The sequence below is a fragment of the Moraxella caviae genome, from assembly GCF_002014985.1.
GTDB classification, from domain to species: domain Bacteria; phylum Pseudomonadota; class Gammaproteobacteria; order Pseudomonadales; family Moraxellaceae; genus Moraxella; species Moraxella caviae.
Genome location: NZ_MUXU01000022.1, coordinates 19,637 through 45,352, shown reverse-complemented (window position 1 = coordinate 45,352; position 25,716 = coordinate 19,637). Strand labels below are relative to the sequence as shown.

At 46.4% G+C, this 25,716-nt stretch carries 30 protein-coding genes and 1 tRNA gene; 4 read left to right on the top strand and 27 right to left on the bottom strand.

The features are described from left to right. Positions 1-58: 58 nt before the first annotated feature. The 18 genes from B0181_RS03335 to ubiE all read right to left on the bottom strand — a co-directional run bounded on the left by B0181_RS03335 (position 59) and on the right by ubiE (position 11,154). Positions 59-1,180 carry a GTP pyrophosphokinase gene (locus B0181_RS03335; RefSeq protein ID WP_078276096.1) on the bottom strand — a complete coding sequence of 374 codons (1,122 nt, stop codon included), beginning with the start codon at positions 1,178-1,180 and terminating at the stop codon, positions 59-61. A gap of 19 nt (positions 1,181-1,199) precedes the next feature. Further along, positions 1,200-1,565, bottom strand: a complete 366-nt coding sequence (locus B0181_RS03330) for a type II toxin-antitoxin system death-on-curing family toxin (RefSeq protein ID WP_078276069.1) — start codon at positions 1,563-1,565, stop codon at positions 1,200-1,202. Beyond that, a complete protein-coding gene (locus B0181_RS12440) occupies positions 1,562-1,696 on the bottom strand; it encodes a hypothetical protein (RefSeq protein ID WP_278044951.1) in 135 nt (44 codons plus the stop codon). Before B0181_RS12440 ends, B0181_RS03330 begins: the two co-directional genes overlap by 4 nt. A gap of 18 nt (positions 1,697-1,714) precedes the next feature. Beyond that, a complete protein-coding gene (locus B0181_RS03325) occupies positions 1,715-2,746 on the bottom strand; it encodes a GTP pyrophosphokinase (protein ID WP_242620150.1) in 1,032 nt (343 codons plus the stop codon). A gap of 51 nt (positions 2,747-2,797) precedes the next feature. Continuing rightward, positions 2,798-3,064 carry a DUF4298 domain-containing protein gene (locus B0181_RS03320; RefSeq protein WP_078276067.1) on the bottom strand — a complete coding sequence of 89 codons (267 nt, stop codon included), beginning with the start codon at positions 3,062-3,064 and terminating at the stop codon, positions 2,798-2,800. Beyond that, a complete protein-coding gene (locus B0181_RS03315; protein WP_078276066.1) occupies positions 3,064-3,444 on the bottom strand; it encodes a rhodanese-like domain-containing protein in 381 nt (126 codons plus the stop codon). The genes B0181_RS03320 and B0181_RS03315 overlap by 1 nt, the downstream gene beginning before the upstream one ends. Positions 3,445-3,474: 30 nt before the next feature. After that, positions 3,475-3,852, bottom strand: coding sequence for a type II toxin-antitoxin system VapC family toxin (locus B0181_RS03310; protein ID WP_078276095.1), 378 nt, complete (start codon positions 3,850-3,852; stop codon positions 3,475-3,477). After that, positions 3,849-4,088, bottom strand: a complete 240-nt coding sequence (locus B0181_RS03305) for an antitoxin (protein WP_078276065.1) — start codon at positions 4,086-4,088, stop codon at positions 3,849-3,851. The genes B0181_RS03310 and B0181_RS03305 overlap by 4 nt, the downstream gene beginning before the upstream one ends. Before the next feature lie 105 nt (positions 4,089-4,193). Next, positions 4,194-4,472 (bottom strand): BrnA antitoxin family protein, encoded by a 279-nt coding sequence (locus B0181_RS03300; RefSeq protein WP_078276064.1) that lies wholly within the window; start codon positions 4,470-4,472, stop codon positions 4,194-4,196. Further along, entirely contained in the window at positions 4,459-4,740 is a 282-nt protein-coding gene (locus B0181_RS03295; protein WP_078276063.1) for a BrnT family toxin, read from the bottom strand. The genes B0181_RS03300 and B0181_RS03295 overlap by 14 nt, the downstream gene beginning before the upstream one ends. 29 nt (positions 4,741-4,769) lie before the next feature. Further along, positions 4,770-5,180, bottom strand: coding sequence for a BrnA antitoxin family protein (locus B0181_RS11875; protein WP_147285854.1), 411 nt, complete (start codon positions 5,178-5,180; stop codon positions 4,770-4,772). A gap of 17 nt (positions 5,181-5,197) precedes the next feature. Next, positions 5,198-5,533 carry a type II toxin-antitoxin system HicB family antitoxin gene (locus tag B0181_RS03285; protein WP_078276061.1) on the bottom strand — a complete coding sequence of 112 codons (336 nt, stop codon included), beginning with the start codon at positions 5,531-5,533 and terminating at the stop codon, positions 5,198-5,200. Then, complete coding sequence (locus B0181_RS03280; protein WP_078276060.1) at positions 5,526-5,795, bottom strand: type II toxin-antitoxin system HicA family toxin; 270 nt, start codon at positions 5,793-5,795, stop codon at positions 5,526-5,528. The genes B0181_RS03285 and B0181_RS03280 overlap by 8 nt, the downstream gene beginning before the upstream one ends. 248 nt (positions 5,796-6,043) lie before the next feature. Continuing rightward, positions 6,044-7,408 (bottom strand): tyrosine-type recombinase/integrase, encoded by a 1,365-nt coding sequence (locus B0181_RS03275; protein ID WP_078276059.1) that lies wholly within the window; start codon positions 7,406-7,408, stop codon positions 6,044-6,046. A gap of 151 nt (positions 7,409-7,559) precedes the next feature. Continuing rightward, positions 7,560-7,646, bottom strand: a tRNA-Leu gene (locus B0181_RS03270). A gap of 116 nt (positions 7,647-7,762) precedes the next feature. Further along, on the bottom strand, positions 7,763-9,394 hold the full coding sequence (locus B0181_RS03265) for an ABC1 kinase family protein (protein WP_078276058.1): 1,632 nt from the start codon (positions 9,392-9,394) through the stop codon (positions 7,763-7,765). 132 nt (positions 9,395-9,526) lie between these two features. After that, positions 9,527-10,228 (bottom strand): hypothetical protein, encoded by a 702-nt coding sequence (locus B0181_RS03260; RefSeq protein ID WP_078276057.1) that lies wholly within the window; start codon positions 10,226-10,228, stop codon positions 9,527-9,529. Positions 10,229-10,275: 47 nt separating this feature from the next. Further along, positions 10,276-11,154, bottom strand: coding sequence for a bifunctional demethylmenaquinone methyltransferase/2-methoxy-6-polyprenyl-1,4-benzoquinol methylase UbiE (ubiE, locus tag B0181_RS03255; protein WP_078276056.1), 879 nt, complete (start codon positions 11,152-11,154; stop codon positions 10,276-10,278). A gap of 448 nt (positions 11,155-11,602) precedes the next feature. On the opposite strand from ubiE, the gene tauD reads away from it, so the two are divergent. Then, on the top strand, positions 11,603-12,448 hold the full coding sequence (tauD, locus tag B0181_RS03250) for a taurine dioxygenase (RefSeq protein ID WP_078276055.1): 846 nt from the start codon (positions 11,603-11,605) through the stop codon (positions 12,446-12,448). Positions 12,449-12,495: 47 nt separating this feature from the next. Further along, positions 12,496-13,782, top strand: coding sequence for an APC family permease (locus B0181_RS03245; RefSeq protein ID WP_078276054.1), 1,287 nt, complete (start codon positions 12,496-12,498; stop codon positions 13,780-13,782). A 57-nt stretch (positions 13,783-13,839) separates the two neighbouring features. Here B0181_RS03245 and B0181_RS03240 read toward each other — a convergent pair whose 3' ends face one another. Next, positions 13,840-14,511, bottom strand: coding sequence for a LysE family translocator (locus tag B0181_RS03240; protein ID WP_078276053.1), 672 nt, complete (start codon positions 14,509-14,511; stop codon positions 13,840-13,842). Positions 14,512-14,783: 272 nt separating this feature from the next. Here B0181_RS03240 and B0181_RS03235 point away from each other — a divergent pair, with 272 nt between their 5' ends. Continuing rightward, positions 14,784-15,275 carry an FKBP-type peptidyl-prolyl cis-trans isomerase gene (locus B0181_RS03235; RefSeq protein WP_078276052.1) on the top strand — a complete coding sequence of 164 codons (492 nt, stop codon included), beginning with the start codon at positions 14,784-14,786 and terminating at the stop codon, positions 15,273-15,275. A gap of 194 nt (positions 15,276-15,469) precedes the next feature. On the opposite strand, the gene B0181_RS03230 is transcribed toward B0181_RS03235, so the two are convergent. From B0181_RS03230 to B0181_RS03205, 6 genes are all read right to left on the bottom strand, one after another. Next, positions 15,470-16,429 (bottom strand): PHP domain-containing protein, encoded by a 960-nt coding sequence (locus B0181_RS03230; protein ID WP_078276051.1) that lies wholly within the window; start codon positions 16,427-16,429, stop codon positions 15,470-15,472. Positions 16,430-16,579: 150 nt separating this feature from the next. Continuing rightward, a complete protein-coding gene (gene ftsZ, locus B0181_RS03225; RefSeq protein WP_078276050.1) occupies positions 16,580-17,737 on the bottom strand; it encodes a cell division protein FtsZ in 1,158 nt (385 codons plus the stop codon). Between the two features lie 70 nt (positions 17,738-17,807). Continuing rightward, positions 17,808-19,121 (bottom strand): cell division FtsA domain-containing protein, encoded by a 1,314-nt coding sequence (locus tag B0181_RS03220; protein ID WP_078276049.1) that lies wholly within the window; start codon positions 19,119-19,121, stop codon positions 17,808-17,810. A 252-nt stretch (positions 19,122-19,373) separates the two neighbouring features. Further along, positions 19,374-20,111, bottom strand: coding sequence for a cell division protein FtsQ/DivIB (locus B0181_RS03215; RefSeq protein ID WP_078276094.1), 738 nt, complete (start codon positions 20,109-20,111; stop codon positions 19,374-19,376). 299 nt (positions 20,112-20,410) lie between these two features. Continuing rightward, a complete protein-coding gene (rpsU, locus tag B0181_RS03210) occupies positions 20,411-20,626 on the bottom strand; it encodes a 30S ribosomal protein S21 (protein ID WP_078276048.1) in 216 nt (71 codons plus the stop codon). A 347-nt stretch (positions 20,627-20,973) separates the two neighbouring features. Continuing rightward, a complete protein-coding gene (locus B0181_RS03205) occupies positions 20,974-21,249 on the bottom strand; it encodes a hypothetical protein (protein ID WP_078276047.1) in 276 nt (91 codons plus the stop codon). 353 nt (positions 21,250-21,602) lie between these two features. On the opposite strand from B0181_RS03205, the gene B0181_RS03200 reads away from it, so the two are divergent. After that, positions 21,603-22,517 (top strand): DUF808 domain-containing protein, encoded by a 915-nt coding sequence (locus B0181_RS03200; RefSeq protein ID WP_078276093.1) that lies wholly within the window; start codon positions 21,603-21,605, stop codon positions 22,515-22,517. 247 nt (positions 22,518-22,764) lie between these two features. On the opposite strand, the gene B0181_RS03195 is transcribed toward B0181_RS03200, so the two are convergent. Beyond that, positions 22,765-23,532 carry an SPOR domain-containing protein gene (locus B0181_RS03195; protein ID WP_078276046.1) on the bottom strand — a complete coding sequence of 256 codons (768 nt, stop codon included), beginning with the start codon at positions 23,530-23,532 and terminating at the stop codon, positions 22,765-22,767. 10 nt (positions 23,533-23,542) lie between these two features. Then, entirely contained in the window at positions 23,543-25,384 is a 1,842-nt protein-coding gene (argS, locus tag B0181_RS03190) for an arginine--tRNA ligase (RefSeq protein WP_078276045.1), read from the bottom strand. Positions 25,385-25,716 lie beyond the last annotated feature (332 nt).

Genomic DNA, 25,716 nt, shown 5'->3' with positions numbered 1-25,716 from the left:
CAGGCGTGGCGGTCAAGGTATGAAAAAATACCGCCGTTCGGTAGCTACTCCTAGCCTGCTAAAAGGGTTTTTCGGATAAATCCGCCATCAAATCATCTATATTGTCAAACTTCGTCCCTTTGCCAGCGTCTAATTCGCTCATGGCTTGGCGTGTTTGCTTGTTTGGTATAGTTGCGCAAATCTTATTTAATCGCTTAATAAAATCCTGCGTGTCTAAAAAATAGTTTGGATAGGCTTTTTTCACCTGCTTTAAATCGCCCGCCGCTATCAATACCACTTCAATATTTGGCGTGTCTTTGGTATCCATCTCACGGGCTTTATAAAGCGTCTGCGCCTGTGTCATCTGCGATTTGGTGAAAGCGATAAGGTTTACCGCCCCTTTGTCGCTGTCTAGCTCCATCAAGTAATAATCGCTGCTCGTGTTGTTGGTTTCAATCTGCTTGGCGGTGATGATAATGCCTTGTAATTTGCTAAATATCTGCAAGCGTTTTTCTATCTCTTGCAATTCTTGCTTGATGGCTTGAGCGTCCACGCCTGCCAATTCGGCAAGTATGGGCTGCTTTTCATGATACGAAAACAACGCACTTGCCAGCTTAAAAAACCGCTTAATCTCATCACTGCCGCCGCCTGTTTTTAAAGACGATTTTTCAACAATGCCAAGCGTCTCTACGGCGGTCGCCCATGCGTGTTGTAGCTTGGTGCGTATTTGCAGCTCCACAAATAAGTCGTTTAGCTCTGGATTATCGCTGTTGTGGTATCTAAAAACTTGGTGTAAACTGCGGTAGCCGTCCGCCTTTGGCTGCTTGATATAATCATTCGGCGGTAATAGCGGTTCATGCTTACCGCCCATCAGCGATTTATGCAAGTGATACACGTCATCAATACCGCCCACAATCACCCTAAGCCCCCCAATGTCCTGCATTCTTGATAAATCCATATTGGGAAAACGCTGCAATTTGGTGATGATTGATGGCGTCCGTTTTAGCCTTTGGGCTATGATTGGGTTTTTGTATTTCTTGGCTTTGCGTCTTAGCAAGGCTTGAAAAGTGTTAATTGGGTAAGTGTGTAACGCCCGCCATTGTGATAATACCTGCATGGCGTTTTCGTACTCTTGCCCTGTGGCGTTTTTCTTTAACGCCTTACCCGCCTTTTGTATCTGTTTTTTGCTTGGTAAATTCACCACTCCCCCTGTTTAGCGTTTAAATCGTTAAATCTTTTAAAATCTCTGCAAGCTCGATATGGTTTATTTCGCTGCTTGCTACTTTCACCATTAAATCATCTAAGCCATTATCAGGGGCGATATTAACGCCTTGCATATCCAAGTAAGTTAGCATAACCACAAGGGCGGTTCTTTTGTTGCCATCATTGAAAGCGTGGGCTTTGGCTAATGCTACTGCGTAAAATGCCCCTATCAGATAAATATTATCTAACGGCTCATAGTTCATTTGATTGTCAATGCGTGATAAGCAACCTTCAAGGCTTGCCAAACTCGCAATGCCCTTTAGCCCTTTTTCATTTTCTAATATCTCGTCATGAATGGCTATCACAAAATCTATATCAATCATTTATCTGCCAATGCTTTAATTTCTTTTTTGTGGGCGTTCATTACACGCTTAGCGGAATTTAAAATAACTCGCTTACCTGCTTCGCCTGTTAGCTGTATAACAACTGGCTTGGTGTTGGTAGGTTTGCTCATGGTAATTGTTCCTTTTGTTTATGTCTTGATGGCTGCACAAATCTTGATTAAACTTTTAATAAAATCCTGCGTATCTAAAAAATAGTTTGGATAAGCCTTTTTTACCTGTTTTAGATTGCCAGCGGATAGTAACACCACTTCAATATTGGCATTATCTTTGGTCTTAATTTCTTGTGACTGGTAAAGTGTTTCAGCGATGGCTAATTGATTTTTGCTAAATGCCACAAGGCTAACCGTGCCTTGTTTGCTGTCCAGCTCGATTAGATAATAATCACCATCGTTACTGCTGCTTTCAATCTGCTTGGCGGTGATGATAATGCTTTTTAGTTTGGCAAAAATCTGTAAGCGGTTTTCTATCTCTTGCAATTCTTGGGCGATTTGATAGATATTCACGCCTGCCAATTCATCAAGCAAGGGCTGTTTTTCATGGTGTGAAAATAACGCACTTGCCAGCTTAAAAAAGCGTTTAATCTCATCAGTACCGCCACCAGTTTTTATGCTGGACTGCGTGGCAATGCCTAGCGTCTCTACTGCGGTTGCCCATGCGTGTTGCAGCTTGGTGCGTATCTGCAATTCTACAAATAAGCCGTTTAGCTCTGGCTTGTCGCTGTTATGATATTTAAAAACTTGGTGCAAGCTTCTATAGCCGTCCGCCTTTGGGGTCTTGATATAATCATTAGGTGGCAATAGTGGCTCGTGTTGGTGTTTGCCATTGATTAGCGATTGATGAAAGCGATACACATCATCGATACTGTCCACAATCACCCTAAGCCCACCGATGTCCTGCATTCTTGATAAATCCATATTGGGAAAGCGTTGCAGTTTGGTGATAATTGATGGTGTTCGCTTTAATCTTTGGGCGATGATGGGATTTTTAAAATCCTTTGCCTTTTTTCTTAATAGGGCTTGGAAGGTGTTAATTGGGTAAGTGTGTAATGAACGCCACTGCGATAGCACCGCCATAGCGTCTGTATATTCTTGCCCTGTGGTGTTTTTTGCTAGGGCTTTACCTGCTTTTTGCACCTGTTTTTTACTGGGTAAAATCATCATTCACACCTTCCAAATCAGATAGCAGGCGTGTAAAACCACCTGCTAAAACCTTTACATTTGCTTTAATGCCCTTTTTAAATCTGCATATCGCTCTAGGACATTAAAAATGGCGTCTTCTGATAAAACGCTAAAATTGCCATTTGTTTGTATGGTGAATTTATCAGCGTCATCATGCCACTGTAGCCACTCTGGGCGTTGGTAGAACTCATCAAGGCTATCACTTAGGGCTTTTGCTTCTTGCCATAATGATAAGCTGTTTTCAAGCTCCGATAAAATACTCAATAGCCTGCCGTAATCATCTTGGGCTTTTTGTATCATTATCGATACCCCTGTTGTAGCAAATTGTCATAGTCGCCTTGATTGATGGCGTTGTGATACCCTAATTGCTGCAATGTCTGCATGGCTTGGTTTGTGCATGGTTGGTTATCGCAATACACGTTGATAGTAGCGTTTTTATCTAAGGCTGTAATGCGTTTTGATAGCTGTTCTACAGGAATGTTAACAGCACCGCTTAAATGCCCTTGCTCGTATGCTATAGGGCTTCTTAAATCAATCCAATGCCCTTTATTTTTAATTTTCAGCCCTTGTGCTGTCTGTACTGGTGCTGGTGTTGTCTGCACTGAAACCGTTTGCACTGGGGCTGTCGCACAAGCGGCCAATAAGGCTGTTAATGCCATAGGGAATAGTAGCTTTTTCATATATGCTCCTTTTGTTGTCGTTAAATTTGTTCACGCCTGCACCCAATTCTCTAGCTCTATACCATAGCGTATAAAATCTTTGGTATTGTTGGTAACTAGGGTTAGATTATGGGTTTTGGCATAGCAGGCAATCAGTGTATCAAAATCGGCTTTATGGTCTGCTGTTTGCATATATTCGCCAAAAGTCATTGCTGCTTTTTCATCAAATGGCAAAATCTCAAGCAAGCCACGCAACCGCTCAAATTCTGCTTTAGGCTCGTATTTATCCAATCCACGCAACAGCTCCGCCCATGTGATAGCACTAATTGCCACATCGCCAATATTACAACTGGCAAAACGCTGTAATAGGCTTTTTGGCTGGTGTTTTAACAGATAAATACAAATGTTGGTATCTAATAAATACTTCACCAATCACGCCCCTTGTCGTCAAATTCCGTGCGTTTAAACTCATCATCGCCCATCTTATCGCCCAATGCCTTAAATAGGCTTGGTACTTCGCCAAGTGTGGTAACTGGGCGGATTGTGATAATGCCGTTTTCTTTACTCATCATTAGCGGTGTGTCTGCTGGATAGGCAAACTCTTTGGGTAATCTCACCGCTTGACTGTTGCCCGCTTTGATGGGCTTGGTGTGTATGGTTGGCATGATTTGCCCTTATGTGGTTATTGTGTGTAATCACCTTATAGCCAATATGGGCAGGCGTGGCAAATGCTTTAAATTCGTTCACGCCTGCACTGCTTGCGATTGCCATTAAACCTTTTGCATATCCTGTAGCATAAGCATTCTTAATAGGCGGTTGGCTTTGGTTTGATAGCCTTTGCCGTCTTTTTTCAGCCACGCCAAAACATCGCTATCAAGGCGCATGGTTACTTGTTTTTTGATGGGTTTAAATTGGGCAATCTGCTCATCTGACAGCGGTGGTATGTCGCTGTAATCTATATTGTCATCTTGCATTGCCTTTAGTTGCTCTAGTTCGTCATTAAGCGGCAATGCGCTGGCTTGCCCTAGGGTCATTCTAACGATAGCCATATTTTCTAACCTCCGATTTGCTCAATTTTCGTGCTGATATTAGGCGGTTTATTTCTGCTCCGTTGTCGTCTTTATAGGTGTGAACAACCAAAATCACCACCACGCCATCGATACTACCAATGGATAAAAAGCGCATTTCGTCTTGGCTGTAAATGTCTTGCGTGGTGATTAAAAATGGGTCTGCAAAAATACGACTTGCCAGCTCAAAACTTATGCCGTGCTTTTGGCGGTTGATGGTGTTTTTGTGTTCGTCCCATTCAAAAAGCATGGTTTAGCCTTGTAGTTACTTTTTTATCATTATATGGATAAAAAGCGCATAATGCAAATTATGAAAAATCCACCAGCTTTCACCATTTCGTTAAGGCTAGTCACGGCCAGTAAAGATATTTTCATTCGACCAGCTTGGTTCTGCATTTGAAATGCGGAATTGGTTACTAAAAATCCAGTAACCAAAATCACATCGCTATCAAGGCGCATAGTTACTTGTTTTTTGATGGGCTTAAAATGGGCGATTTGCTCATCTGTCAAAGGCGGTATATCGCTAAAGTCTATATCACTGTCTTTCATCGCCTTTAATCGCTCTAGCTCGTCATTTAGCGGCTGTGCTTTGATTTGCTCTGGGGTTTTTCTAACGATACCGCTCCGCTTTAGGGCTTTGGCGCGTTGGTCTTTGGGTAGACTTGCCAAACTATGATTGGTAAAGCTCATTTGTCTAGCCCCAAAGCTCACGCCTGCACCGCTTGCGCTAGGGTGTTTTTAACAAATTGGTTAATGCTTATGCCTTGCGCTATGGCGGTATGGGCTACTTGCTCGTGTAGCTCGCTTGGCAGGCGTGTCAAAATCCGCCCTGAATATTGTTGGTAAGGCTTTATGCCGTTTTCTTTGCAAGTCCGCAAAAAGGCTTGTAACGATAAATGGGCTTCACGCTGTAAGCCTTCCACTGTGTCGCTGTAAAAATCTGCACCGCCATTTAAGCCGATAAATTCACCCCTAAACATCTGTAAATCAGCGTCAAAGGTAATAAGGGCTTTATGATTGTCAATTATCATTGTGTTATTCATCTGCTTTTGCTCCGTTGTAACCCAAATCAATCAGCCATCTGCGAACACTCATCACCGCCCCTTTGTCAGTGTTTGGGCTGGGGTGTGGTCTATGAAATACCCTAACTTGCCCATCTAACACTACGGCTATTCGGCTGCCTTCTCGCTCGCTAATCTTTGCGCCCAATGCCACAAGCAGGCTTTCAATGTCTTTAAATTTAATGTTTGCACTGATGGGATTGGTAAAGATGGCTGTTAGCGTCTTTTGGTGTTTGCTTTGCATATTGGGCTTATTGGTTGGTTTTGTTTATGATAGCAAGTTTTGATACTATAAGCAATCATAATAAATAAATTTGTTCTACTTCTGTTCTCTATCTGTTCCCGCTCTGTTCCCGCCTTGTTCCCATCGCCAGCCCTTGATTTTATTGGCTGTTCCCGCTGTTCCCGCTGTTCTCACGTTTTTTTCTTCCAACATTTTTTATTCACCGCCATAAAAAACGCCCAAAACCTTTTAAGGCTTAGGCGTTTTCACTAGGAAAGCAACCTTATCAGCTCATCTCTGCCAAGCATTTGTAACAGCACTTTAAAAACTTCGGCGGGGTTTTCTCGGTATATGCCCTTGTATTTGGCGGTGTCTTTGCCTGCCGCTAAGTCGTCTATATAATCCGCCCACGTCTGCATAAGCTCGCACCGTCTTTTATACAAATCACCCCTTAAATACGGATTATCGCCGCCTTTCACCTTATGCCCTAGCACCATCTCCGTTATCATATCGTTATAGTCAAGTTCACTCATTAAGATGGTCTTGGCGGCTGCCCTAAAGCCGTGCGAACAGTGGCGGTCTTGGTAGCCCATGCGCTTTAATGCGGTGTTTGTTGCATTTTCACTGATTAAGCCCGTTTGATTGTCTTTTGCAAAAACGTACTTTTTGCCGCCTGTGAACTTTTGCCGCTCTTGTAAAATGGCGATAACCTGCCTTGATAACGGCACGGTCATTTTTTCAATCATACGTATATCGCTACTGCTGCCGCTTTTTTTGGGTGTCAGCTCCCACTTGCCCGCTTCTAGGTCAATATCCGCCCATTTCATTTCTCTAATATCGCCGTTTCTTACGCCCGTATAGGCAAGCAATAGCATATTATGACGGGTGTCGGGCTGCATGGTGGTATCTTTGAATATATCAGCAAGCAGGCGGGAAAACTCATCAGGCTTTACCAAGGCGGGGCGGTGTCCGTATTTTACTTGTTTTAACACATGGCTGCTTTTGGCGTTGGCGATTGGCTCGGCGGGGTTTGTCTTACAATAGCCGTGTAAAGTCGCCCACGAAAACAAACTTATCAGCCTGCCCCTGCACCTGCTCGCTTTGTCGCTTGGTAGCTCTGGATTATCTCGCTGGCGGTATTTGTCTTCAATATCTTTTAATAGCTCTATAATGTCGTCCGTGCTTATTTGGCTAATCGGCGTATCAGCGAACCACGCTTTAAAGATTTCTAGGTCTCTTTGTCGTCTTATGGTGGTGTTTGCGCTCCAGTTTTGTGTATCTGCCCATTTATCGCAAACTAAGCTAAATTTATTTTCGCTCTCTCGCTTTTGCTGTTTGGCTTTTTGTTTTTTGTGCTCGTTAAGGTCTACGCCCTGCGCTACTAGGCTGTTTAGCTCTTGCCAAATATCGCCCACGCCTGCCAAGCCTATATCGGGATAATCGCCGATTATGTATTTGCGCTGCTTTGCTGCAAAGGTGTAACGATAAACCCATGTTTTGCTAAAGCCGTTTTTGATGGGTCTTAGTCTGACAAATAAGCGCTCTTTACCCTTGATTGGTATAAAGCGTTCTTTCTGTCCGCTCTCAAGTTTAAGGGCTGCTAATTGGCTGTCTGTACTGATGGGCTTGCTCATGTTTTTTTGGGTACTAAAATAGGTACTTAAATGATAAAACACTATGCAAAGCTATGCAACAATGAAAAGACAACAAAAAACCCCAAAACCTTTATATATCGGGGCTTTGGGGCTTATTTTTATATTTTTGAAATGCTTTGAAAAAGCAAAATGGTACCAGTGGTCGGACTCGAACCGACACGCTTTTAAGGGCAACGGATTTTGAATCCGTCGTGTCTACCAATTTCACCACACTGGCATGAGTGGTTGTCGCTTGACATGGCGCATATTATAGCGGATTTTTGACAGCAGTCAAGCACTTTTTTAAAAAATTTGTGCTTTTTTTGAAAATTTTTTCGCCGCTCAATTTTTAGCTCACTGCAGCACACGCCACACCACAAATCCCAAGCCAAGCACATGAAAAATCACACCCAGCCACCAAATCGGCACGGTCAAGCCAATGGCAATGCACGCCAAAAATCCTGCCGCAGCAATCCAGTCATGACGGCGCTGATTGAGCAAATCCGCTCGCAAAGCCTGCAGCTCTCGCAGCTCATCATCTTGGCGCGCGCCCAATGCCGCCAAAGACTGCGCGCCTTGCGCAAACAGCTTGGGCAGCTCGGTGGTAGACAGCAAAATCTCAGGCAGCTTGTCTTTAATCTCACCAAGATTTTTCACAGGGTCAAGCTGATCTTTCACCCATGCGGTCAAAATTGGCTTGGCAAGCGCCCAAATATCCAGCTGCGGATACAGCTCACGCCCCAAGCCTTCCACATGAACCAGCGTCTTTAATAGCAACATCAGCTGCGGCGGAATGCTCATGCGATGGCGGCGCGCAATGCCCAGCACTTCAAACAAAATCCCCGCAAAATCCAGCTCGTCAATCGGCTTACTCACCATGGGCGATACCGTGCGTGCCATGTCCTTGACCAAAGCGTGCTTGTCAGCCGATGGCGGAATCCAGCCCGCTTGGGCGATGATTTCCACAAGCATATCATAATTGCCGTTCATCACCGACAGCAAAAGTCGTGCCACCGTCAGCTGATCGTCCTTAGACAGCGCACCCATGATGGCGCAATCCAAACCCAAATAACGTGGCTCAGCCACCGCCTTGCCATCAGGCAGCGTCTCCACAAAGATATTGCCGGGGTGCATATCCGCATGGAAAAAGTTATCACGAAAAACTTGGGTGAAAAAGATGGTCAAGCCCACTTCGGCAAGGCGCGCACGGTCATAATTGAGCGCATCAAACACGTCCGTCTTAGAAATCGGCACGCCAAAAATGCGCTCCGACACCATCACACCCTTAGTTGCCTCGTACACTTTTGGCACATAAATCATGCGTGAACCAGCAAAATTATCACGCATTTTCGTGGCATTGGCGGCTTCTAGCGTCAAATCCAGCTCACCAAGCATGACTTGGCGATAATCTTCCACCAAATCCACCAAATGCACGGCACGCGCCGCTTCCACCCTTACCGACACCCACGCTGCCATCTCGCGCAGCAGCTCAAAATCCGCCAAAATCGGCTCACGAATGTCAGGGCGCACCACCTTAACCACCACTTCTCGCCCATCGTGCAAAGCAGCGGTATGCACCTGCGCAATACTGGCGGCGGCAAGAGGCACATCGTCAAATCTAGCAAACAACTCGCCCAGCGGACGGCCCAAGCCCACCGCCTTATCTTCAATGCGTGCTTTGGCAATCACCACATCAAATGGCGCAACTTTATCCTGCAACAAAGACAGCTGGGCGATGATGTCAGGCGGCAATAAATCGGCGCGCGTGGACAGCAGCTGCCCAAGTTTTAAAAACAGCGTCCCCATCTCTTCCAGCGCCAATTTCACACCCAAAGGGTTGTGCTTTTTGCCGATGGCGGCTGGGTGCTTGGCAATCAAGCGGGCAAGCGGCGCAAGCTCTGGCACGTCCGCCAAATGTGTGTCAAGACGGTATTTGGCAGCGATACGATACAGGGAAAATAGGCGTTTGCGGTGCGAGATTAGCATAAGCGTTGATGGTAAAGTTGGCGTTAAAATTGGTGCTAAAATTGGTAATAGAAACGATTGAAAAACGGCTTAAAAAGAAAACATGACTTGAAATCAGCGTTAAAAATACAAACAAAATGACAAAATCATCTATCAAGCTGGCTTATTTGGCTCATCGTCTAGGTTAGCGTTATCCAAATTGGTGCTGTCTTGTTGTAGCTTGGCGATTTGCGCTTTGATGTGCGCCAAACGCATCTCTTCACGCTCAATGTCGCTTTGTAAGCGCAAAAGTTCTTGCTTTCGCACCGTGATGTCAGCATCGCTCACTGGCTCGCTTGCGCAATCTGCTGCCGTACGACACCACGCACCAAGCTCGCTCCGCACACCGCGCGCAAGCGGCTCAAGCACAGGCTTTGCTTGCTCGTGCAGCGCATAGGCATAGCTGCCTGCCGCCTTGCCAAACAGCGCTTCAAACTGCATGAACACATCAGGCGAAAAATTACGCCACAAAGTTTCCACATCCGCCAGCACACGATAATCGCCAGAAATCGGCAAATTGCCGCTTGGGTTTTGGGTCAATGCCAAAAGCGCACGCCAATCCGCCACATTCAGCGTACAATCTGGCGTACTGACGGCGGTATTTTCAAAAATCGCACGCGCCACAGGCTCAAAACGCAAATGCGCTTCGTCATCAGCACCACAAAACAGCACGTCCACCATCAATTCAGGCTCAGCCACGCACACACGCAGCGTCTTGCCAGACAAAGGCGCAAAGCTGGCATAAAAAGTTGGGTCGCTGCGTAAAGCGGTGTTAATCAGTCGCTCGGCAGCCGCCAAGGCAAGCACGGTCAGCATAGATTTCTCACGTTGTTGCGTATTAAATAGCAAATCAAACTAGGCAATCAGCGTGCTTTAAAGCCACGATGCACCGCCACAATGCCGCCTGTCAAGTTTTGATAATCGCAATTAACAAAACCTGCCTGCTCCATCATGCCTTTTAGCGTGGCTTGGTCTGGGTGCATACGGATAGATTCTGCCAAATAGCGGTAACTGTCCGCATCGTTTGCCACGATTTTGCCCATCATCGGCAATGCGGTGAACGAATACAAATCGTACGCCTTAGACAGCGGCTCAAACACAGGCTTAGAAAATTCCAGCACCAGCAAGCGTCCGCCCGGCTTTAGCACACGGTGCATGGCTTCTAGGGCTTGCTGCTTGTCGGTTACGTTGCGCAGTCCAAAGCTGATGGTTACCAAATCAAAGCTGTTATCAGCAAATGGCTCAAGCGTCTCAGCGTTGGCAAGCACAAAATCCACATTATTACAGCCAGCGTTAATCAGGCGTGTACGCCCCACTTCCAGCATGGCTTCGTTAATATCCGACAGCACCACACGGCCAGCACGCCCCACTTCACGGCTAAAAACTTTCGCCAAATCGCCCGTGCCGCCTGCGATGTCAAGCACGCGCTGACCTGTACGCACACCACTTAGACTGATGGCATAACGCTTCCACAAACGATGAATACCAAAGCTCATCAAATCGTTCATCACGTCATATTTGCGTGCCACAGACGTGAAAACTTCAGCAACTTTAGCTTGCTTGTCTTTGGCGTTCACGGTCTGATAGCCAAAATGCGTGGTCGCACCGATGTTTTGCGAATATTCTTGTGGATTGGCGTTCGCAGTTTCGCTGCCTGCTGGCGTTTGTAGCAAAGTTTGCTCTTGGGGCGTGCCTGTTGGCAAGATGTTTGGGTTGGTGAATTGGGTGTCGCTTGCTGTCATGATGAACCTATTTTGTTAAGTGGCTGTTTTCAAATGCCGATTTGTTAAATTTATTTAAAACTTTATTAAAAATAATTATGAATTACGATAACGCACTTGCCATTATCAAGCACGCCAATCAAATAGCCCTATGATACCACAAACCCAGCCACGCTGACACAAAAAAGCCATAAAATTGGTGCAAATCCTTAAAATTTCATCAGTTTTATGGCACTGCCTGCCACATATAAATTTAAAGAATAACGATAGCGAATGTTGGAATTTTGCCAAAAAGCCATTGTCCGATAAGCTAAGCAGCAATTTTAAGGGCAAATTGATGCGTTGTTGTCCATAAAAACATGAATTTTTGAAACATGAGTTTTGAAACGTTAATTTTATCAAAACATCAATCTACGCCCAATTTACCAATCTACTCACCAAAAAACCAACAAACACCGAAGGAATCATCATGAGCGCATTAAACACCACCATCATCAAACCTGCCATCGGCGCCATCGTGCATGACATCGACCTAAATCACATCACTGACGAGCAGATGAGCGCCATCAAAGCACTGCTTTTAGACCGTCAAGTCATCTTTTTTCGTGGTCAATCGCTATCACCAACGGCGCAAGCGGATTTTGCCAGAAATTTTGGCGAACTGCACATTCACCCAGTATTTCCAACCACGCCAGAAAGCCGTGAAATCATCGTGCTAGACAGCCACGCCACCGATTTGCGTGATAACGAACTGTGGCACACAGACGTAACTTTCAGCAAAACTCCGCCACTAGGCTGCGTGCTACAAGCCATTAAAATCCCAGAATCTGGCGGTGATACGCTGTGGGCAAGCTCAAAAGCCGCTTATGATGCACTGCCAGAAGACACCAAGCAAAAAATCAAAGGCTTGACTGCCGTACACGACATTCGCCTGTCTTTTCCAGAAGAGCGCTTTGGCATGTCGGACGAAGAAAAAGCGCGCCTAGATGAAATTTACGCCAAAAACCCGCCCGTTACCCACCCTGTCGTGCGCACTCACCCAGACACCAAAGCGCAAGGCTTATTTGTTACCGAAGGCTTTACTGATTACATCAAAGATATGCCGCGCGAAGACAGCGATGAGCTGCTGCAAGCACTGTTCGCCCATTCAGTAAAAGACGAATTTACCCTGCGCTGGCAATGGCAAGCAGGCGACATCGCCATTTGGGATAACCGCGCCACGCAGCACAAGGCATTGTTTGACTACGGTGATGCGCACCGTATCATGCACCGTGCCACTGTGCTTGGCGATGAGCCGTATTATCAAGAAGCCTAATCTAAAAGCCCAATCTAAAATTTTAACTCAACCACCCGAGCAAAACCATGCCACACCACAAACCTGCGCCACAACTCACCGCACTTCACGCCATCGCCATCAGCGTTGGTGCGATGATTGGCTGGGGTGCGTTTGTCATGCCGGGAGATTTGTTTTTAAATAAAACCAATCTTTTGGGCTCAAGCCTTGCGTTTTTGCTCGGTACGGCGATTATTTTGCTGGTGTCGCGCTCATACATTGAGATGATGGGCGTGCGTACGCATGGCACGAACAGCATTGCGTGGATTGCGCATTATTTTGGCAAAACGCACGCCAAAATTTATGGCGCAGGCGTGTTTTTGGGCTATTTGGCAATCATCGCGCTCAACGCCACCGCCATCACGCTGCTGATTCGTTATAGCCTGCCTGCTGAATTTCAGCTGGGATTTTTATACCAAATTCACGGCTGGGATATGTATTTGAGTGAGTTTTTGGCAGGTGCGCTGATGGTGGTGCTGTTTGCGTGGCTGAATTTTAAAGGCGTGCGCAGCGGTGCGAACGTACAGCTTGTGATTTCGCTGCTGCTTGTGAGCGTGATTGTATTTTTGACCGCTTATTCGCTGTGGGCGCATGAAGCGTCCACCAACTTGGCAGCACTATCCGCACAAACGCAGCACTCGTTATCAGCCGCCAATTTATTGCCAAATTTACGCCAAGAATTTGCCAACATTGGCGATGGCTGGCTTTTGGTGCTGGCGGTTGTGCCGTGGGCGTATGTCGGCTTTGAGACCACGCCGCACATCACCAAAAATATCCAAGCATCCAAAATCAAAAGCCGCCAAATTGTGTATTTGTCCATTTTTTCAGGGCTTTTGTGCTATCTTTTGGTGAATTATTTCACCGCACTCAATCTAAATTTTGACTACGCCGCCATCACAAATTCCGCATGGGCGACAGGCGAAGGCGTGCGTGTACGGCTTGGTGATTTTGGCTTTGGCTTACTGCTTTTGGCGATGGCGTGCGCGATTTTAAGCGGCATCAATGGCTTTACGCTGTCTGCTGTCAAGCTGCTAGAAAACATGGCGGACGCTGACATTTTACCCAAAAAATTGGCGCAAAATACCACGCACAAGCTCACATTCATCGCCATTGCCAGCGTGTGCATTGCCGCCACCTTGCTTGGGCGCAATCATCTGGCGACACTGGTTAATCTTGCGTCTTTGGGCATTGCTTTTGGTTTTAGTTATGTGGTGTGTACGCACATCGCTTATCAAAAATCCAAGATTCAAAAACTTGATAAAATCAGCATGGCGGCACTGCTGGCGAGCTTGTGGTTTGTGTGGTTGATTTTGTAGGTGAGTTCATCATGGATTTTATCACCATAAGTTTTTACAATATTTTAGTAAAACTTCTCAATCGCTCAATGCTACTTTTGCACCCATGCCCACAAAGACCACCCCTGAACCAATATCCATGACTTTTTTGGCTTTAAGACTGACGAGCCATTTGGCTAAAATTGACCCAGCCAAAACCGCAAGCAATACCAGCCATACCGCAGAAATCACAGCATACAAAGCACCTAAAACCAAATATGGCAAAGCCTGAGTGCTCATGCTTGGCGTGATAAATTGCGGAAAAAATGCCAAGAAAAACAGTGCCACTTTTGGATTTAAAACATTGGTTAATAGACCTGAGTAAAAGGCCTGTATAGGCTTGATGATTTTTTCAGGATTTGCTGCATCTGCTGCATTCATGGCAAGCGCTTGCGGATTTTTCAGCGCTGTATAAATACTCACCACACCCAAATACACCAAATAAGCTGCACCCAAATATTTAATAACACTAAACAATAAAGCCGACTTTGCCACCACTGCAGCCAGCCCCACAGCCGCAAATAAAGTATGCACCAAAACGCCTGTCGCCACACCCAAAGACGCAAATGCACCGATTGCCTTGCCGTGGCTAATGGCACGATTTAGCACAAACACCGTATCAATCCCCGGTGTCATCGCAAAAATCATCACGGACGACACAAAAAGCGCAAATTCCTTAACACCAATTTGTAATAACCACTCCGCCAGCATAATCACTCCTTTTTAGCAAATTTATCATCAATTTTTTGCTTGGTTTTATTGCCAATTTGATTGGCAAACACGCCATTTTTTACTCAATTCATAAATTTATTGTAATCCACCCATTTATAAAAGCAAGCAATTTTTAAAAATTCATTTTGTTTTCTCGGGTTAATTTTAGTAAAATGATGCAATGCTCACAATGCTTTGGTGGCTGGCAACCTTACCAAATATACCGCCAAAACACACATGATTAACCCAAATCCAACAACAAAAGACAACTTATGAACACACCCATTCTCCCAAACGAAGAAATCCGCATCAGCGATGGCAGCCATGTGGCGCTGCATTTTGAAGTCAGCCTGCCAAGCGGCGAAGTGATTGACAGCACTTTTGGGCGCGCTGAGCCTGTGGAGCTGACCATCGGCGATGAAAGCCTGCTCGCTGGCTTTGAACAAGTACTCATCAACCTAAAAGCGGGCGACACCCGCACCGCACACCTGCCGCCCGAGCAAGCCTTTGGCGAGTGGAATCCTGAAAATGTGCAAACCTTTTTGCGCGCGCAATTTAGCCTGTCTGAGCCAAATCCTGTGGTCGGCATGATGATGGAATTTGCCGACAAGGGCAAAAACACGCTGGCAGGCGTGATTAGTGAAGTTAATGACGACACGGTTAAGGTGGATTTTAATCACCCGCTGGCTGGGCAAGACGTGCTGTTTAAGGTGCAGATTTTTAAGGTAACACCAAAAGGCGAAAGCAGCCTAAAATTTGTGTAACTGATTTTTGTGTAACCGCTTGGCGATTGATTTTGATTGCGCCAAATAAATTTTTGAATTACGCCAAGCAAAAAACTTACAAAAACGGCTTGATGGTATAAAACCGCCAAGCCGTTTTTTGTGTGATTGATTTGATTTTGTAAAAGTTGGGCTAGTTATTTGAATTTATGGGATTTTTCTAAATTCCGCCCAAATCACAAATCCCACGTTTGCCAAATCGGCACTTGCTCGGCTTTTGGTTTGGCAGTTGCGCCCAGTTTGCGCCACGGCATATTCGTTCCGTGAAAATCGCTACCCACCGACACTTTTAGCCCATGCTCAGCAATGCTGCGATCTATCATCGCACGCAAGCTGTCGGGTTCTTGGTTTGGCAGCTCACAGCCATCGCCGCCCATCATCGCAAAATCCGCAATCAAGCGTCTGGTGCGAGTTGCCGACAGCCCATAGCGTGTTGGGTGCGCCAACACCGCCACGCCGCCACACTCATGAATCAAGCGCACAGCGTCCGCCATGCTGATGGCGTCAATCGCCACATAGGCAGGCTTGCCGTCTGCCAAATATTTATCAAATGCCGCCTGCACATTGGCAACCACGCCCACATCTTTTAGCACCTGCCCAATGTGCGCACGTCCCACCGCCTTGGCATTGCTGCCTGCTTTTTGTAGCACCGCACGCCATAAAACATCACGGATTTGGCTGGCGGCGCTTGACTTATCCGCTTCATCAAAACAAGGCGCGTCCAGCACCTGCGCTGTCAATTTTTCGTCCTGCGCCAAAATCTCACCCAGCTTTTGCACCATTTGCCAGCCACGCTGCTCACGGCTGTCTTGCAATGCCTGCAGCGCCTTATCCATGCGTGGCAAATCTGTCATATCCAGCGCCACCACATGAATGATTTTATCAATGCTTTGGTGCTTGCCATAGCCACCAGACAGCGCATGACGGCAGCTAATCTCCACCCCAGAAATCAGCGTCATACCAAGCGATTTTGCTGCCATGCTCGCTTCTTGCACGCCTGACACCGTGTCATGGTCGGTCAATGCCAGCACATCAATACCCACGCTGTGCGCCAGCTGCACCAACTCGCTTGGGCTAAACGTGCCGTCTGAGCTTGTGCTGTGGCTGTGCAAATCTATGCGCAAATTTTTTGTCATATTCTCTCTTTTGTTCTTTTGCTTTTTGATTTATAAACTGCGGATTATCCATCAAAACCATGCATCAAGCAATCAATAAATCCACAAAAACAAAGCCCTGCAATCACTGCAAGGCTTTATTGATAAACTCATCAATAGGCGTTCAACCCATCAGTTTTTTTGCTGATGTTGTTGCAAATAAGTGCCTACGCTGATAGGTTTTGCCACTGGGCGAGTTGGCGCAGCTTGGGTTTGCACTTGCGCTTGTGGCTGTCTGGCTTTTGAAAGCGCACTCTCATGATCCACAGGTGCTGACTGATGGATTGATTGCGCACCTGCAGGTTTTGCGCTGTCGTCCAAAGTCAAACCAGTTGCAATCACGGTTACTTGCAATTCATCGCCCATGCTTTCATCGCTCACCGCACCGTAGAAAATGTTGCCGTTTTCTAGGTCAATGATAGAATCCACGATGGCTGCCACTTCTTCAAGTTCGCCAAGCATCAAGTCGCCCGTTACGTTGATTAGCAGGCCTTGTGCGTTTTCTAGGCGCAAATCATCAAGCAGTGGTGAGCGGATTGCTTTTTCTGTGGCTTCACGAGCGCGATCTTCACCGCTTGCACGGCCGATACCCATCATTGCATAGCCTTTTTCGGTCATTGCAGTGCGCACATCGTTAAAGTCGGTGTTGATGACGGTGTTTTCATCGGTAGTTACGATTTGCACCAAGCCATTCACCGCATTTAGCAATACGTCATTTGAACGCTTAAATGCGTCTTTTAGGTTCATTTGACGATAAACTTTCAATAGTTTTTGATTTGGTACGATGATGATAGAATCCACATATTGCGACAGCTGCTCGATACCGCTTTTTGCCGCCATCGCACGTTTTTTACCTTCTAGGTCAAACGGTGTGGTAACTACCGCCACAGTCAAAATGCCCATTTCTTTGGCAATGCGTGCCACCACAGGCGCAGCACCAGTACCCGTACCACCGCCCATACCAGCAGTGATGAAAATCATATCATAACCTTCAAGCACCGCACGGATTTGGTCTTCATCACCTTCAGCCGCTTCACGACCCACTTCAGGATTTGCACCAGCACCCAAACCGCGTGTGGTTACTTCGCCAAGCTGCATTTTATTTGGTACAGTCAGCATATTTAGCGCTTGCAAGTCGGTGTTGGCGCAAATAAAAGTAACGTTGCGCACGCCTTGTTGCACCATGTGTTCTACGGCGTTACCACCGCCACCGCCCACACCAAATACGATAAAACGTGCTTGGCCGTTTGACTCAAACATCATATCGTCTGACATACTGTATTTTGACATAACTCGCTCCGAGAAAACTCTATAAATCAACAGATAAATTTAAAACAACTTCAATCGCCCAAACGAGCCACTAAAACCACTTTCTTATATTTTGAACAAAGGTCTGCCAACCATGCGACACCTTGTCAAATAACCCTTGTGCGTCATATTGGACAATGTATTCAGGCTGATCAAGCAAGAACTGATCGCTTTGCTGATACAGCAACGAACCAACCACGCTGTGCAGCTTATTATCTTCAAGATAGCTTTTTAATAAGGTGATGTTATCATCGCTTAAATTTTTTGGGCAAATGCTGACTTGAGCATTTGGGTGCGTCATGCGCACTGGCACGCCCCAATTTTCTGACAAGAAATTCGCCAAGCCGTCCATTTTTGCCGCACCACCTGCCAAAACCACGCCAGATGTGGCAATACCCATCAAATATTCATCAAACGAACCAAAAACTTCATTAAAAATAGCACGATAACGCTCAGCAATGATGCCCGTCAAGCGGTAATGCATGATGGTGATTTCACCGCCAGAGCGTCTTTTGAGCGGCAAAAACTTGCTTTTATTCATTGGGTCAAGCGACACCGTGCCATGCTGCACTTTTAGGCTTTCGGCTTCTATCAATGACAGCTTCAAATCGGCAGAGATGTCCATGTCCACCATGTTGCCGCCTGTCGCAAAACAGCGGCTGAACAGCAAAATGTCATCATAATACACGCACACTTTGGTCGTGCTTGCGCCAATATCAATAAAGCACACGCCACGGCTGCGCTCTTCGGCACTCAAGGCGTATTCTGCGCTCACCACGCCATCAAACAGTGTGCTGTGCACTTCTGCGCCTGACGACTCTACGATGTCTGATAACTGCTGCAACTGGCTTTCAGGCAGACTCATCACATAGTTTGCCACCTGCACTTGCGCAGCGTATTGTCCGATGGCGTCTTTGCTTTCTTCGCCATCCACATACACCGCTTGGCGAGTGATTTGCTGTGCGCCCAAGCCTTGTCTGACAAGCTCGTCCAGCGCCATTTCGTACGCTTCGGTAAGATGTTCTTGGGTGATGATTCCATGCTCGGTAATCTCACCTTGCTCATTGGTGCGCCCAACTGTAATGGTGCGAAAATCGTTTTTTGATGCCATTGCTGGGGACGCAAACGATAAGCACGCATCGTGAATTTTCACGCCTGCCATGTCGCTGGCTTCTTGGATAGACTTATGTAAAGCCTGCGCAAGGTGCTCTCTGTTGCGGATTTGCCCGCCAACAAAGCCTTCGTTACTCGCCAAACCCACCGCCACAATCTTGACACGGCGGTTTTCAGGCGCACCTTCAAAGTAGCCAATGACCGTATAGACAGCCGTTGAGCTTAAATGTATTGCAACCTGAAGTTCTGGCATGACTTTCCTTTAACAAACGATGGCAAAACCATCACCCAAATCGGTGAACTCACCACAAACAAAACAATAAATCAAAAATGATTAACGAAAAACAATCAATTCAATCACAAAAAATACGATTGCTAAGGGCGTAATTTTTTATTTTTCGCCCAAATAAGCACATTGTAACACATTTACATACAAATGTTCACAAGCTGTCTTAATATTTTATACAAAATTACTTAAAATGAGCGTTAATTGGATAAATTTTACTCACTTACTGCCCGATTTCCACGCCACAGCAAAGCCGTTTTTGTAGCGCAAATCCACCGACTGCATTTTTGGCAAATCATTTTTTAGATTGCCACCAAGCAACGCCGCCAAGGTGTGTAATTTTTGCTCGGTGTTTTCGTGATCCACAATCACACGCAGCCCATTATTAAAGCGAATCACCCACGTTTGGCGCGGTGTCAAAATCACGTCTTTGGCAGTCAATCCCAGTGGCGCAAACCACTCATTCACACGCTGCATTTGGCGCATGATGGCGTCCGCCATTTCAGCATCGCCATACAAATTCACAAGCTTATGGTTCATCAGCTCGTGTTCGTCCGCAGGCACAAAAATCGTCCCTGCTGCGTCAATCATATGCTCGCTGCCAAAATTCGCCACCGCTTGACGTGGCACGACTGACACCAACACACCCTTTTGCCAATCACGCACCACACTTGCGCTCTCCACCCAAGACAGCTTGCTCACCGCTTGATGGATATTTGCCAAATCCACGCTAAAAAACTGCACATCGCCCATGGCTTGCGTGGCTTGCTTGAGTGATTGTAACTGCGCTGCGTTTAAGTTGCTTGTGTGAATTTCAATCGGCTTGGCAGGCGCATTACTCACCAGACGCACCGCCGCAAAACCAAACACAAAAAGCAGCAGCACCATAATCAAGGCGGACTGCCACGGCTTGAAATTCAGACGTGAATTCTTTTGGGTTGGCGCTTGGGCAATCATCACATCGCTCGATTTAACCGCAAAAGCGGTCGCAAATTGGCACAATAAACAAATTCTAAGATAAATGCTATATGATAGCGTATTTTACTCGTGATTAAAAGATAAATTATTGGCAAAAGTGCAATTTGTAATATTGATTTACATTTTAATGACCAGCACCCTACTCGCTTAGCGCACTCAAAAACAAACTCAAAAAACGCATCCAAAAACAAAACCCCAAATCTTAATGACTTGGGGTTTTCGTGCGACTGCGCTTATCATCAGCGCAATGCTATGCCGGTCAAACCAACACTGGCAAATTAGTATTTGCGCACAGTGCGGATTTGCTCACGCCATACTTTTTTCTTGTAGCGTTTTACGGCAGCGGCTTTTTTGCGCTTACGCTCTTGAGTTGGCTTTTCAAAGAATTCTTTTTTACGAACGTCTGCCAATACGCCTGCTTTTTCACAAGCACGCTTGAAGCGGCGGATTGCGATATCAACTGGTTCGTTCTCTTTTACCTTAACTGAAGGCATGATAAACTCCTAAAATTCAAGACAGATGGCATCAATCAGGCTGTGTTATTCATATATAGCGTTGCGGTCTTGGGCGCAGGCATCAGCTCAGATCGGAAAAAAATAAACACAAAGACAACCTTTCATCTTTGCGATTGCTTTTATGGGCTTAAAGTGATAAGTTTAAAGCCAAATAATAAAAAAGCAATCTCGCCATTTTATCAATAAAATTCATTCAAAGCAAGTAAAATTTTAATTTATCCGCAAGTTTATCAATCAAACGCTTTGCGATTTTATATTTACGCACTTTTACTTGCGCACAAAAACCCCGCCAAAGCAGGGTTTTATATCACATCAACAAGCCTTAATTATTGTGCAGCTTCTTGGGTTTCAACGGTCGCTTCGGCTGGTGCAGCTTCGGCAGTAGCTTCAGCGGTTTCTGCGTCTGCATCGGCAGTGGCTACAGCAGCGGCTACAGGTGCTGTGCCTTCATCAGCAAATTTGATTTCTTCAGCTTTTGGGGCGTTGGCTTTTGCTGCTGCTTCAGCTTCTGCCACTTTATCCACCGCTTTTACACCGCTGCCGCCACACGCGGTCAGTAGAGTTGCCGCCAATACCGCGCCAAGCATTGCTTGAATTTTCATAACGTCTCCAATCTTAATCACACCGCCAAAGCGGCAAAAATCACATCTCAACTATCACACCGCTTAGGCAAACGCCCAAACGCTTGATAAACTTGTCTTATTATGCCACATTTTATGAGCGTTGAGAACTGGCAAAACATCGCCGCTTGGTAAAATCTTGGCAAATCTTATCAAAATCGCTCTACACCAACTCAAATTTAAAACCACATTACCAAAAATTACACAACGCACGCACATTTATCTATATAATACCCAGCGTTTGCCAAGTTTTGCCGATGATTGGTTTATTGCACAGCTTGGCGTACTTTGAATTTCAAGACAATTTTAAAAAAATCATCAAAAGAGAGAAAATTATGGCTGGCAGTTTGCTGATGTTATTTGATGACATCGCCACCATTTTGGACGACGTATCCGTATTGACAAAAGTCGCCGCCAAAAAAACCGCAGGCGTACTGGGCGACGATTTGGCGCTAAACGCCCAGCAGGTAACGGGCGTGCGTGCCGACAGAGAGCTGGCGGTAGTGTGGGCGGTTGCCAAAGGCTCATTCGTCAATAAGCTGATTTTGGTGCCTGCTGCTTTGCTCATCAGCGCAGTGGCGGCATGGCTCATCACGCCGCTACTCATGCTTGGCGGCTTATTTTTGTGCTTTGAGGGCGCGGAAAAAGTGGTGCATAAATTTGCGCCAAACCTTTTGCCGCACGATTTGGACGATGAAGAGGCGCACCAAGCACGTCTAGAAGCCAACGCCAAAGGCGAAGATTTGGTGGCGTTAGAGCAAGAAAAAATCAAAGGCGCGATTCGTACTGATTTTATCTTGTCGGCAGAAATCGTGGTGATTTCGCTTGGCGTGATGACCGCTGCCACGCTTGCCACAAAGGCGCTGTCTTTGGCGACCATCGCCATTTTGATGACGGTTGGCGTGTATGGCTTGGTGGCACTCATCGTCAAACTGGACGATGCTGGCGTGCATTTGATGAATAAATCGGACGGTTTTAGCCAAAAACTTGGGCGCGGTTTGCTGGCATTCGCCCCAAAACTGATGAAATTTTTATCCATCGCAGGTACGATTGCCATGTTCTTGGTGGGCGGCGGCATTTTGGTACATGGCGTTGATGTGCTGCACCATCAAGCGGCAGACTTGGCGGCATTGTCAGGCGTATTTGGCGGCTTGACAGAAGCTTTGTACAATGGCGTGATTGGTCTTGTGGCTGGCTTGATTATTTTGGCGATTTTCATTGGCGTTAAAAAGATGAAAAGCGCTGCTTAAGCTAATTTAAAAGCCAATTTGCAAAACCAATTTGTAAAATTTGATAACTGCAAATTAAAAAAACAGCCCTGAATTTTCAGAGCTGTTTTTTTATGGTCGTTTAAAAGTCTGCCAAATCAAAAAGCGTTTTTGGTAAATTGACAAGCCGTGCGTGGTAAGTTTATCAAACCAAAAAACCGTTTATAACAAGCGTACCAAAAAACCCTTCGTGGTGAGCCTGTAGAACCATGACGGTTTTTATTTTCGCTTATTTACGGCGTTGCTCCACCACCAAGGCGTCAATGCCATTATCACGCAAACGGCTCATCGCAGCACTCGCTTCGCTGCGACTTGTCATCGGCACAGACACCACTTGATAGATGGTGCTGTTTTGGTCGCTGCGGCGCACCACCACCGCATCCACGCCTGCCATCAGCACTTCAGCACGCTTGCGGTCGGCTTCTTCTGCGCTTTCGTAGCTGCGAATTTGCAAAATAAACGTCGTTGCTGGTGTGCTTTTCTCTGCTTTTTGGCTTGGCTGACTGCTTTGTGGCGCAGCAGCTTGCGCATTTGATACTTCTTGGCGGTTTGCGCCATCATTATCAGTGCCATCATTTGCGTCGTCGTAAGTTGCGTCTTCTTCTACGATGTCAATTTGCATGGTCTCGGCAGGCTCTTGGGCGTTGTCGCTGCCACGCACCACCGCATCCACAGGCACACCTTCGCTGACACCGCCAACTTGCTCTTGCACGCTGACGCCTTGTGGCACGCTGCTAAATTCCTGCTGCGGCAAAATGTCGTAAAATTCATACTCAGGCGCAGGCTCGCTCGGCTGCTCAATCGGCACAACAGGCGTTTCTGGCTCAATCACCACCGTGTTACGAAAGCCGTCAAATAAGGGCGACAAGTACACAAACACCGCAATCATCACCGCAATCAGCGCACCAACAAACATCCACAAAAGGCTCGCCAAGCCAGAACTGCGCTTGGCTTCTGTTTCTTTGTACACCGCTGACGGCTTGTGTTTATAACTCATAACGCTGCCCTTACATGGATTCTGGCGCAGACAAGCCAAGCAGCGTCAAGCCATTTGCCAGCACTTGCTTCACCGCCAAAGACAGACGCAAACGTGCCTGCATTAACGCCAGCTCATCATCGCTTGCCGCACCATTTGCCAGCTCTTTTGGCAAAATACGCTCTTCGTTATACCAGCCATGGAACAGTGCCGCCAAATCTTTAAGATAATTGGTCAAAACGTGCGGCTCACGTTGATTTGCCGCACGCAGCACGCTCTCGCCATAAGCGGACAACAGCTTCACAATCTCGCCTTCGCTCTCGCCAGTCAAAAGATTTTCGTGCGCCTTGCCAGCCACCAAATCCACCGCCAAACCAAGCTCGGCAAGTTTTTCTAGCACTCGGCAAATGCGCGCGTGGGCGTACTGAATGTAATACACTGCGTTGTCCTTGCTTTGCGATTTGGCAAGCTCAAGGTCAAAATCCATATGCACATTTGGCGTGCGTGCCACATAATAAAAACGTGCCGCATCATTGCCCACTTCTTCACGCAGCTCACGCAAAGTGATGAACTGCCCAGAACGGCTAGACATCTGCACTTTTTCTTCGCCACGATACAAAGCCACAAACTGCACCAGCATCACTTCAAGGCGATTTGGGTCAATGTTCATCGCTTGCAATGCCGCCTTGACACGCGGAATGTAGCCGTGATGGTCTGCGCCCCACACGTTAATCACCGTGTCAAAACCACGGTCAAATTTGTCTTTGTGATAGGCAATGTCAGACGCAAAATACGTCAAAAGTCCGTTGGCACGCTTGACCACACGGTCTTTTTCATCGCCAAATTCGGTAGAGCGAAACCACACATTGCCGTCTTTTTCGTACAAATAGCCATTATTATCAAGCACTTGCAATGCTGATTCAATCTTATCAGCCAGCGTGCGCTCTGAATACCAACATTCAAAATTCACGCCAAATTCTGACAAGTCTTCTTTAATATCATCTAAAATATTATTCAAGGCATATTCAAGGAATACATCGTAGCCGTCCTTGCCAAGCAGCGCTTTGCTGTTGGCAATCAAGCCGTCAATGTGCGCTTCTTTATCGCCAGAAATCAGCACTTTTTCGCCATTTTGCACTTCGTACACTGCGTCCGCTGGCACATCGCACCACACAGCGTCCGCCGCTTGGCGGTAAGTGTCGCCATATTGGGCGTGCAATGTTTTGCCAAATTCTGCCACATAGTCGCCTTGATAAGCGTTGGTCGGGAAAGTAATACGCTCACCGCACGCCTGCAAATAGCGCAAATAAGTGGACGTCGCCAAAATATCCATCTGGCGGCCTGCGTCATTGACATAATATTCACGGCACACTTCAAAGCCAGTCGCTTCTAATAAATTCGCCACGCTCATGCCGTACGCCGCACCACGTCCATGCCCAACGTGCAAAGACGATGTTGGGTTGGCGGAGACAAACTCCACCTGCACTTTTTTGTCTTGATTGACATCAGACAAGCCAAAACGCTCCGCGCGTGCAAACACATCGTCCAGCACGGCAAATTTTGCGCCCGCATTCAAAAACACATTGATAAAGCCTGCGCCTGCCACTTCCGCCTTACTCACCAAAGCAGACGCTTCAAGCCCTGCCAAGAATCGCTCGGCAAGCTCACGCGGATTTTTGCCCGCTTTTTTGGCACTCATCAAGGCGATATTACACGCCAAATCGCCATGTGCAGGGTCTTTGGTGCGCACCAATGAAATCGGCGGCGTAAAATCGGCAGGCAACGTGCCATCTGCCTTAAGCTCATCTAGCGTTGCTTGAAACAAAGCGGTCAATGCCGCAAGCTGTGGGTCGGTTTGGGTTTGTGCTGTCATTGTGTTCTCGGTTTGTCTTATCAATCTTAACTTGTCAATTTTGGTTTGTCTTATTGGCGCATCTTTTGCCAATGGTAAACGGTTTTGCCAGTGATTTGGCAACGTTTAAAAATACATCGGTTTAAAATACATCAAAGCCACAAATGGGCGTAAAAATTAGGCGTGTCAGCGCATTATTATTAAAGCCGTAGCCAAATCATTTTCATGTAAAAGCAAATGGCTACAAACTTTCTATTTTAGCAAATTTTTATAATTTTGGGGAAAAATAAAGCACGAAAAATCCGCCATTTATGATAAAAAGATGAAATCATCAAAAAAATTTGTAACAAATC

Excerpts from the sequence above, each read along its gene's own strand:
- B0181_RS03330 (WP_078276069.1), bottom strand. The coding sequence starts at position 1,565 with ATGATTGATATAGATTTTGTGATAGCCATTCATGACGAGATATTAGAA.
- B0181_RS03235 (WP_078276052.1), top strand. The coding sequence starts at position 14,784 with ATGAACACACCCATTCTCCCAAACGAAGAAATCCGCATCAGCGATGGC.
- B0181_RS03280 (WP_078276060.1), bottom strand. The coding sequence starts at position 5,795 with ATGCAAAGCAAACACCAAAAGACGCTAACAGCCATCTTTACCAATCCC.
- B0181_RS12440 (WP_278044951.1), bottom strand. The coding sequence starts at position 1,696 with ATGAGCAAACCTACCAACACCAAGCCAGTTGTTATACAGCTAACAGGC.
- B0181_RS03295 (WP_078276063.1), bottom strand. The coding sequence starts at position 4,740 with ATGCTTTTTGAATGGGACGAACACAAAAACACCATCAACCGCCAAAAG.
- B0181_RS03205 (WP_078276047.1), bottom strand. The coding sequence starts at position 21,249 with ATGAAAATTCAAGCAATGCTTGGCGCGGTATTGGCGGCAACTCTACTG.
- ubiE (WP_078276056.1), bottom strand. The coding sequence starts at position 11,154 with ATGACAGCAAGCGACACCCAATTCACCAACCCAAACATCTTGCCAACA.
- ftsZ (WP_078276050.1), bottom strand. The coding sequence starts at position 17,737 with ATGTCAAAATACAGTATGTCAGACGATATGATGTTTGAGTCAAACGGC.
- B0181_RS03325 (WP_242620150.1), bottom strand. The coding sequence starts at position 2,746 with ATGATGATTTTACCCAGTAAAAAACAGGTGCAAAAAGCAGGTAAAGCC.
- B0181_RS03215 (WP_078276094.1), bottom strand. The coding sequence starts at position 20,111 with ATGATTGCCCAAGCGCCAACCCAAAAGAATTCACGTCTGAATTTCAAG.
- B0181_RS03230 (WP_078276051.1), bottom strand. The coding sequence starts at position 16,429 with ATGACAAAAAATTTGCGCATAGATTTGCACAGCCACAGCACAAGCTCA.
- B0181_RS03315 (WP_078276066.1), bottom strand. The coding sequence starts at position 3,444 with ATGAAAAAGCTACTATTCCCTATGGCATTAACAGCCTTATTGGCCGCT.
- B0181_RS03240 (WP_078276053.1), bottom strand. The coding sequence starts at position 14,511 with ATGCTGGCGGAGTGGTTATTACAAATTGGTGTTAAGGAATTTGCGCTT.
- B0181_RS03220 (WP_078276049.1), bottom strand. The coding sequence starts at position 19,121 with ATGCCAGAACTTCAGGTTGCAATACATTTAAGCTCAACGGCTGTCTAT.
- B0181_RS03200 (WP_078276093.1), top strand. The coding sequence starts at position 21,603 with ATGGCTGGCAGTTTGCTGATGTTATTTGATGACATCGCCACCATTTTG.
- B0181_RS03300 (WP_078276064.1), bottom strand. The coding sequence starts at position 4,472 with ATGGCTATCGTTAGAATGACCCTAGGGCAAGCCAGCGCATTGCCGCTT.
- B0181_RS03265 (WP_078276058.1), bottom strand. The coding sequence starts at position 9,394 with ATGCTAATCTCGCACCGCAAACGCCTATTTTCCCTGTATCGTATCGCT.
- B0181_RS03195 (WP_078276046.1), bottom strand. The coding sequence starts at position 23,532 with ATGAGTTATAAACACAAGCCGTCAGCGGTGTACAAAGAAACAGAAGCC.
- B0181_RS03305 (WP_078276065.1), bottom strand. The coding sequence starts at position 4,088 with ATGCCAACCATACACACCAAGCCCATCAAAGCGGGCAACAGTCAAGCG.
- B0181_RS03260 (WP_078276057.1), bottom strand. The coding sequence starts at position 10,228 with ATGCTGACCGTGCTTGCCTTGGCGGCTGCCGAGCGACTGATTAACACC.
- B0181_RS11875 (WP_147285854.1), bottom strand. The coding sequence starts at position 5,180 with ATGAGCTTTACCAATCATAGTTTGGCAAGTCTACCCAAAGACCAACGC.
- B0181_RS03245 (WP_078276054.1), top strand. The coding sequence starts at position 12,496 with ATGCCACACCACAAACCTGCGCCACAACTCACCGCACTTCACGCCATC.
- tauD (WP_078276055.1), top strand. The coding sequence starts at position 11,603 with ATGAGCGCATTAAACACCACCATCATCAAACCTGCCATCGGCGCCATC.
- argS (WP_078276045.1), bottom strand. The coding sequence starts at position 25,384 with ATGACAGCACAAACCCAAACCGACCCACAGCTTGCGGCATTGACCGCT.
- B0181_RS03320 (WP_078276067.1), bottom strand. The coding sequence starts at position 3,064 with ATGATACAAAAAGCCCAAGATGATTACGGCAGGCTATTGAGTATTTTA.
- rpsU (WP_078276048.1), bottom strand. The coding sequence starts at position 20,626 with ATGCCTTCAGTTAAGGTAAAAGAGAACGAACCAGTTGATATCGCAATC.
- B0181_RS03275 (WP_078276059.1), bottom strand. The coding sequence starts at position 7,408 with ATGAGCAAGCCCATCAGTACAGACAGCCAATTAGCAGCCCTTAAACTT.
- B0181_RS03285 (WP_078276061.1), bottom strand. The coding sequence starts at position 5,533 with ATGAATAACACAATGATAATTGACAATCATAAAGCCCTTATTACCTTT.